The sequence below is a fragment of the Streptomyces populi genome (genome assembly GCF_002911015.1).
GTDB lineage: Bacteria > Actinomycetota > Actinomycetes > Streptomycetales > Streptomycetaceae > Streptomyces > Streptomyces populi.
Genome location: NZ_KZ627049.1, coordinates 1 through 6572 on the forward strand (window position 1 = coordinate 1; position 6572 = coordinate 6572).

A 6572-nucleotide genomic window follows, 5' to 3' on the forward strand; every position below is an offset into this window, starting at 1 on the left:
CCACGGTCCTCGTCGGCACAGACTTCGCCGACTTGGCGCCTTCGGCCTCGGACACGTTCTCACTGGGCATCGATGCATCCTCCATGATCGGGAGTTACACCGAACGTCTTACAGTCCCCGGCCGAGCGCATGCCCCAGGAGCTGACCGGGGCCGAGGCCACGGCCCGGATCGGCGCGGAGTGAAACGAGCACACCGAGACGCGCACCGCGCTCCGCCACGGCCACCGCGACAAGATGCTCAGCACCCAGGCCGGCGACCTGGTCAAGGCCCTGTGCGGGCACCGGGACATCCAAGAGCGAGGTCTCGCGCATCTGCCAGGACCTGGACGGCCAGCTGACCGCGTTGCCTGCCCGGCCTCTGGATCACGTCCGCTTCCCACACATCTATCCGGACGCGGCCTGCTGCAAGGCGAGGGTCGGACACCGGATTGCGTCCCGGGCCGTGGTGATCGCCGCCGGGATGGGGGCGTCCGCCCCAGCGGATGCCCTTCTCGCTGCGGACGCGGGCGCGTTCGCGTCGTCGAGTGGCCGGCACGTCGGGGTGCCGGGCGTTCTGGTTGACGACGCGCTCCTGCGGCTCGTCACCGCCGTGCTCTTCGAGCTGCACGACGAGTGGATCGCCTTCCCCCGCTACTGCCTGCCCGAGGGCAGCATGGACCAGTTCTACGCTGAACTCCCCGAACCACTCCACACCACCAGCACGACGGTCAGTTGATCGGCTACGTCACAAGAAGGGACGCAACCCCGGGCGAGGGGCGGTCAGGTGGTGGGCGAGCGTGGTCATTCCTTTCCTCTGGAGCAGGTGGCGATCGAGCAGGGGCGACTCGCGCGGGGAGTGTACTCACGGCGGACCCGTGCCCCGTGTCACGCCTGCCGCTCGGGCCCGAGCCTGAATCTGCCAGAGGCTGTAAGAGATCCGGCCCGGCCGTACATCTCCCGATTGGCAGCCGTTGACGAGCGGAAGATGGAGGTGCTGTGAGACGACGACGAACAACCGCCGGGGGTACGGTGACCCGGCCGGACACCGGGCCCTGGAGGCTCTCTATACGGCTCATGCCGACTGAAAGTCCCCTGTATACAACCGAACCGGCTCAATCGGTTCGCGAAAAACTGCAATTGAAGCCGTTGTCGGGGTCGCCGACGGTCCACTCGAGGATCAGCCGGTTCTGCTTCTGCGCGAAGTCCAGCGAATAGACCGTATGGTCATGCTTGAGATCGAGAGTGTGCGAGGCGACGTCCTTGGTGTCGTCGAAGAGGTACCACCTGCCCTTCCCCGAGATCTGCTGGGTAACGGCATCGGACTCCATGGAGTACTCGGTCGGGAAATTCTTGACGCTGAATGTGTGGTCGACGTCCACCGTCAAAACCGTGTGACAGGCGCCGCTCGTCCACCGGCCGGCCAGGTCTCCTTCGGTCACATGGGGTGGCGGTGGAGACGCGCATGCCCCCGCCAGCCACAGGGCCGCTGCGGCGCCGGTGATGCGAAGTCTTCGGATGCTCAGGTTCACGATGGCCTTTCTTGCAGGTCAGGCCCCATCGTGAGAGCGATGAGGCTGGACCACTCTTTGCGGCACCCATCGTGGCAGCTACTCGATCACGCCCGTCCAGTGAGGGTCGTCAGCGAGCATGTCGGCCTGGTCGTCCACTCGACGGCCCGCTTGTCCGGGCGCTGGAAGGTCAGGCCCCAGCGGCGGAGGTACTTGCCCACCCCCTGCTCGGTCAGACGCACCCGGTACAGCTTCGCGATCAGGTCCCGCACCGCCGCCCGGGTCCGCAACTGCCCCACAAGGCCCAAGTCGCAGGGGAGGTGGTCGAGCACCGCCTGCCGGATGGCCCGCTGCTCGGCCTCGGACAGCACCTGGTGGTCGCCAACCTGTCTGCCTCGTGGGCACGCGGTGAGCGCCTCCCGCCCGCCCGCACGCCACTTCGCCCACCAGATGTCCACTGCCTTGAGCCAGACCTTGAACATCACCGCGACGTCCGCACGATGCCGCCCCTCGGCCAATGCGGCCGGCGGTCAGGCGACGGGATCGGCGACGAGGCGGATGACCTCGGCGGGCTTTGCGCGGAAGGCCGTGTTCGCTGCGTCGGCGGCGGTCATGTGCGGGGCGGCGTCGTGGGCGGCGAGGGCTTCGGGTGAGCCCCACCGTTCGATCAGGACGAAGCGATCGGGGTCGTCCGCGACCTGGTGGAGGTCGTACTGGAGGCATCCGTCTTCCGCGCGTACGAGGGGTGCGAGGTGTTCGAAGGCGGTGATCTGTTCCGCGCCCCGGCCAGGCAAGGTCGTGATGAGGATGATGAGCTGGATCGGCTGCGACATGCGGGCGACCTTACGCGGCGCTTTGGTCTCAGGTCGGGGCATCTCACCAGGAGGACGGGAGCGGGGTCGTCTGCGGGTCAGAGGAAGGACGTGGTCGGGTTCGTCGAGCCACACCTGTTGCCCGTCCCACGCCATCAGCCAGAACCCCGACAGTTCCGGATCAATATCCACAGCATTGATCGGATCTTGGTCCGATCCGTTGTTCGAGAGCGGATTCCTGGATAACGGAGCACTCGGCGTGCTCAAGGCCGAGTTCCGCTCGGTGCACAGGCAACTCGTCCCACTCTGGCGGAGAAAGACTCGCCACGGGCGGGTGCTGTCCCGCCCCCCGCGGCCCCGGACGACGGAGCACGAACGGCCGACGGCCTCGACGCCACGGCCCGCGAGGGCGACTGAGCGGTCCGGAGCGCCGGACCGCTGGAAGGAGAATCCTCAGGGGTTGCGACCGATGAACCCGAGCAGGCGGGTCTGCACGTCGGCGTCGTCCGGGACCTCCACCCGTGGCCCGTACTGCCCGCTGCCGCGCAGCACGTCGTCGAGGGGCAGCATGCCGTCGAGCAGCTGGGCGCAGCGCGCGGGGTCGAGGCGCTCGTCCTGGCCGCTGGCCCGTGCCAGGTCCCAGGTGTGCATGAAGACGTCGGCGGTGTAGAAGCGGTCGACCGCCTGATCCAGGGGAACCTCTCCGATGTGCGGGTTCGACAGGGTCCTGTGCGCTGTCGCGGGGTCGTCGAGCAAGGCCTGCACCCCGTCGCTGTGGACCGTCCAGGCTTTCACCGGGTCGTCGTCCACCGAGGGCCCCTTCGGCAGTTCGACTCCGGCGCCCGCCTTCAGGAACGCGGGGAACCACTCGACCAGGTGGCGCACCACGTCCCGGGCGACCCAGCCCTCGACCGGCGCGGGACTGTCCCAGGCCTCGGGGCGTACTCCGCGCACCCGTTCCGTGAAGACGGCGGCGATGGTGCGGTGTTCGTCGGCTGCGCTCGTCATGATCTCAGGCCTCTCGGCTCGGTTCTCGGTCCTGGGGTCCGTTCCGGTCGGCGTCGAGCAGTTCGTCCAGGCGCTCATGGCCCTCGGTCACACCGCGCCGCATGCCGCTTCTGATCATCGCGTCGCGGGCGTCGAGTGACGCCATGAGCGAGGTGGTGGTGACGCGCGTCCGCCCGCCGAGGTCCTCGAAGAGGGTCGTCTCCAGGCTGACGCCGTCCGGGAAGCCGTCGTAGGCGCAGGTCTGCACGATGCGCTCGTCGCGGCGCACCTCGTGGAACACCCCGCGGAAGCCGTACTCCGTGCCGTCGTCCTCACGGTGCACGTAGCGGTACGAGCCGCCGGTGCGCGCCTCGTAGACGTCGATCAGCATGGTCAGCCGACGCGGGCCGAGCCACCGCACGACCAGGTCGGGGTCGGTGTAGGCCCTGAACACCCGCTCCGGTGGGGCGTCGAACTCCCGGGTGATGAGGATGGTGGGCAACGCCGGGTCGGCCTCGATCCGTGTCTCGCGCCGGTCGCCGTGGTCCGCGGTGTTCACGATGCCGCCTTCTTCCCAGGGGTGTCCTCGCCGGGCTCGTCCGCCATCTGTTCGAGGACGGTGTCGAGCCGGCGGAAGCGGTCCTCCGCCTCACGGCGGTAGCGTTCGATCCATCGCGTCATCAGGTCGAAAACCTCGCCTTCGAGGTGACAGGGCCGACGCTGGGCGTCCCTGCTGCGGCTCACCAGACCTGCGTCCTCCAGCACCTTGATGTGCTTGGACACGGCCTGCACCGTCACGTCGTACGGTTCCGCCAGTTCGTTGACCGTCGCGTCCCCCGTGGCCAGCCTGGCCACGATGTCGCGCCGCGTCGGGTCGGCCAAAGCCGAGAACACCCGGGACAGCCGGTCGTCGGACATCCCTCACCTCGCGTAATCAACCAGTCGGTTGAATACCACCGTACGACCAGCCGCCCGCTTGGTCAACCAACCGGTTGAATAAGCCCGCGAGACCCACCCCTCGAGGGCGCACTCGCGCCTCACGGGAAGGCCAGCCCCTGGCGGGCGCAGGCTCCAGGACGGTGAACTCGGCGGGTCCCACCGCGAGAGTGCCGTCTACCAGCGGGCGGCAGCGGATCCCGCCGCCGGCACGCAGCCCGCGGCGCGGCGCGGGGCCGAGCGCGGCGTCCATCCAGACGCGCGGCCCGGCCCGTCATCCTGCCAGTGATCACTACCGGATTTTTCATAGCGATGGCCGGCCTCGGACGGCCCCCAGGAACCCCCGGCCCGGCCGGACCTCTGGAGATAGATACCATCAGCTCTCTTTGCGATCATCCAGGGGAAACCGTGCGTCCGGCAAGTTCGGGGAATTCACCATCTTCGTCTCCTACGTGAAGGGCTCCGGCGAGACGAACGTGCTCGCGAACACCCCCTGCCTGAAGGGCTCGCCGCTCACAAAGCCCTCGATGTTCCCCGAACCTGGCAGCACCGAACCCCAGTAGGGTCCCAGCAGTGTGCAGGACGAGGTCGGCGATGTGGCCGAGGGTTGGCTAGTGCCACATCAGGCAACGTTCGCCCGGCGGTGATGTGTCGCCCGGTTGCTGCACCGGGCGGCATCAAGGTGTTGATCAGACTAAAGGACGACGCTCCGATGAGGACCGCGTCACCTGCTTGGCATCACCAGTTCACGCAGGTGGAGTGGGCTGATGTGCTGGGACGAGCAGACGACATGGCAGAGCTTGTTCCTTGACTCCGTTGTCCCCGTCTGGCTCTACCCGATACAGCTGGGCTTGAGGCGCGCGAGTCACCGTGTCCGTCAACTGACCGTCGGTGAAGAGGGCACCGACGCCGTCCTCCACTGCCCAGCCGGCCGGAAGCGCGTGGTTTGCCACGGCCGTCCGATAGGACGATCGACGCCCCGGCTCACTGTCGTAGTGGGGGCAGACCGAACCGGACAGCACACCCAGCCCATCCGAGAGATGAGTCAGCGGCCCGAAGGAGTCGGTATGTGAGCCCTCGGCCCAGCAGTTGGCACCAGCGCTGATGCCGCACAGCAGGGTCCCGCGGTCGAAGGCCTGGCGAAGCAGTCGGTCCACGCCGTGCGCACGCCAGACCGCAAGCAGGTTCGCAGTGTTGCCCCCACCCACATAGACGACGTCCTGCGAGAGCAGGAACGATCGCAGGTTGTCGTCATCGAGGTCCCGCCGAAACAACTCCAGGACACTGGGCTCGCAGGAGCGTGCCTGGTATGCCGTGAGGAATTGCTCGACGTAGGCGGGGGCGTCGCCACTGGCTGTCGGAACGAAGCACACCTTGGGTCGAGGCGCACGCACCTGTTCAAGCACCCAGTCATCCAGCAGACCGTCGTCGTCGGTGGAGAAGCCGCCTCCGAGGAGGGCCAAACGACGTTCCGGAATGACAGCCACGAGGGTGCCTCCTCAGTTCACGATCCAGACACGGACGATGTCCTGAACGGTGTCAAGCCATCGGCTCCGTCCGCAATCGAATAGGCCCTCCGCCGCCGCGAAGTCCTCTCCACTCAGGACAAGACAGGGCCCAACCGCGGACTGAGAACGACGGCAAGCCCGTGATCCACCCCTTAGTCGGAAAAGGACAGCCAGAATGATCACGTGGCTGAACGTGTGCGGGTCCGGGAGATCGATGACGACGAGGGCAGACGGTTGCTGCGGATCATCCGCAGAGGCACCGGGGCGGTGGTGACCTGGCGGCGGGCCCAGATGGTACTGCTGTCCACACAGGGCATGCCCGTGGCGAAGGTCGCCAAGTCCAATCCCATGCACGAGCGCCGTCCGCGTCTGTACCTGTCTCTTCAGCCGCACAGGGGATCATCTCCGGGCACCTTCGACCGGCTCTACCCGACGGTACGCGGAGACGCAGGCCGTCGAGACGTGATGGACATGGGACAGGGGCCGTCCGCTCGTGCTCCCTTCACCGCAAGTACTTACGAAACAGACGCCGCCGACTACGCCGAAGCCCTGGGTACGGATGCCGGAACACGGCAGCGCGCAGACATCGGCGCAGCCAGGGACGGGGGCGGGCGGGCGAGCAGACCGACGGCGATGGCCACAGCGGCGATCGGGGCAACCAGGAAAACACCGGACGCAGGGGGAGGCTCACGGAAGTGATCTCCGGAATGTGACGGCCGTGTCGGCCTCACACGATTCGGCGGATGGCGCGTACAACCCGAACGCATGCTGATGTGTCTTGCAGTCGTCAGCTGCTCCCCCGTTCACTCGCCCGTTGTTCCCGGAGGCTCGCCCGTGCGCCG

9 protein-coding genes and 3 pseudogenes are annotated in these 6572 nt (G+C 67.5%); 4 read left to right on the top strand and 8 right to left on the bottom strand.

Annotated elements, in window-relative coordinates:
- Window positions 1-120 precede the first annotated feature (120 nt).
- Window positions 121-463, top strand: a pseudogene (locus CW362_RS45810) (transposase); the annotation flags it as partial.
- 3 nt (window positions 464-466) lie between these two features.
- Here CW362_RS45810 and CW362_RS45140 read toward each other — a convergent pair.
- Window positions 467-559: pseudogene (locus tag CW362_RS45140) on the bottom strand (integrase); the annotation flags it as partial.
- Between the two features lie 30 nt (window positions 560-589).
- Between CW362_RS45140 and CW362_RS45410 the strand changes: the two are divergent.
- Complete coding sequence (locus CW362_RS45410) at window positions 590-715, top strand: hypothetical protein (protein ID WP_276313770.1); 126 nt, start codon at window positions 590-592, stop codon at window positions 713-715.
- Window positions 716-1091: 376 nt separating this feature from the next.
- Here CW362_RS45410 and CW362_RS43675 read toward each other — a convergent pair whose 3' ends face one another.
- The 6 genes from CW362_RS43675 to CW362_RS42165 form a co-directional block, all read right to left on the bottom strand.
- Window positions 1092-1508 carry a hypothetical protein gene (locus tag CW362_RS43675; protein WP_162684432.1) on the bottom strand — a complete coding sequence of 139 codons (417 nt, stop codon included), beginning with the start codon at window positions 1506-1508 and terminating at the stop codon, window positions 1092-1094.
- A gap of 86 nt (window positions 1509-1594) precedes the next feature.
- On the bottom strand, window positions 1595-1969 hold the full coding sequence (locus CW362_RS42150; RefSeq protein ID WP_103554873.1) for a winged helix-turn-helix domain-containing protein: 375 nt from the start codon (window positions 1967-1969) through the stop codon (window positions 1595-1597).
- Between the two features lie 48 nt (window positions 1970-2017).
- A complete protein-coding gene (locus tag CW362_RS42155; RefSeq protein WP_103554870.1) occupies window positions 2018-2320 on the bottom strand; it encodes a putative quinol monooxygenase in 303 nt (100 codons plus the stop codon).
- A gap of 432 nt (window positions 2321-2752) precedes the next feature.
- Entirely contained in the window at window positions 2753-3307 is a 555-nt protein-coding gene (locus tag CW362_RS45145) for a TIGR03086 family metal-binding protein (RefSeq protein WP_167455666.1), read from the bottom strand.
- A 4-nt stretch (window positions 3308-3311) separates the two neighbouring features.
- Complete coding sequence (locus tag CW362_RS45150; protein WP_167455667.1) at window positions 3312-3845, bottom strand: SRPBCC family protein; 534 nt, start codon at window positions 3843-3845, stop codon at window positions 3312-3314.
- On the bottom strand, window positions 3842-4204 hold the full coding sequence (locus tag CW362_RS42165) for an ArsR/SmtB family transcription factor (RefSeq protein ID WP_103554871.1): 363 nt from the start codon (window positions 4202-4204) through the stop codon (window positions 3842-3844). Before CW362_RS42165 ends, CW362_RS45150 begins: the two co-directional genes overlap by 4 nt.
- A 404-nt stretch (window positions 4205-4608) precedes the next feature.
- On the opposite strand from CW362_RS42165, the gene CW362_RS43680 reads away from it, so the two are divergent.
- Window positions 4609-4785, top strand: a complete 177-nt coding sequence (locus CW362_RS43680; RefSeq protein WP_162684433.1) for a hypothetical protein — start codon at window positions 4609-4611, stop codon at window positions 4783-4785.
- 183 nt (window positions 4786-4968) lie between these two features.
- On the opposite strand, the gene CW362_RS42170 is transcribed toward CW362_RS43680, so the two are convergent.
- Window positions 4969-5709 carry a Type 1 glutamine amidotransferase-like domain-containing protein gene (locus CW362_RS42170; RefSeq protein ID WP_103554872.1) on the bottom strand — a complete coding sequence of 247 codons (741 nt, stop codon included), beginning with the start codon at window positions 5707-5709 and terminating at the stop codon, window positions 4969-4971.
- A 204-nt stretch (window positions 5710-5913) separates the two neighbouring features.
- On the opposite strand from CW362_RS42170, the pseudogene CW362_RS45815 reads away from it, so the two are divergent.
- A pseudogene (locus CW362_RS45815) lies at window positions 5914-6067 on the top strand (IS630 family transposase); the annotation flags it as partial.
- Window positions 6068-6572: the final 505 nt, after the last annotated feature.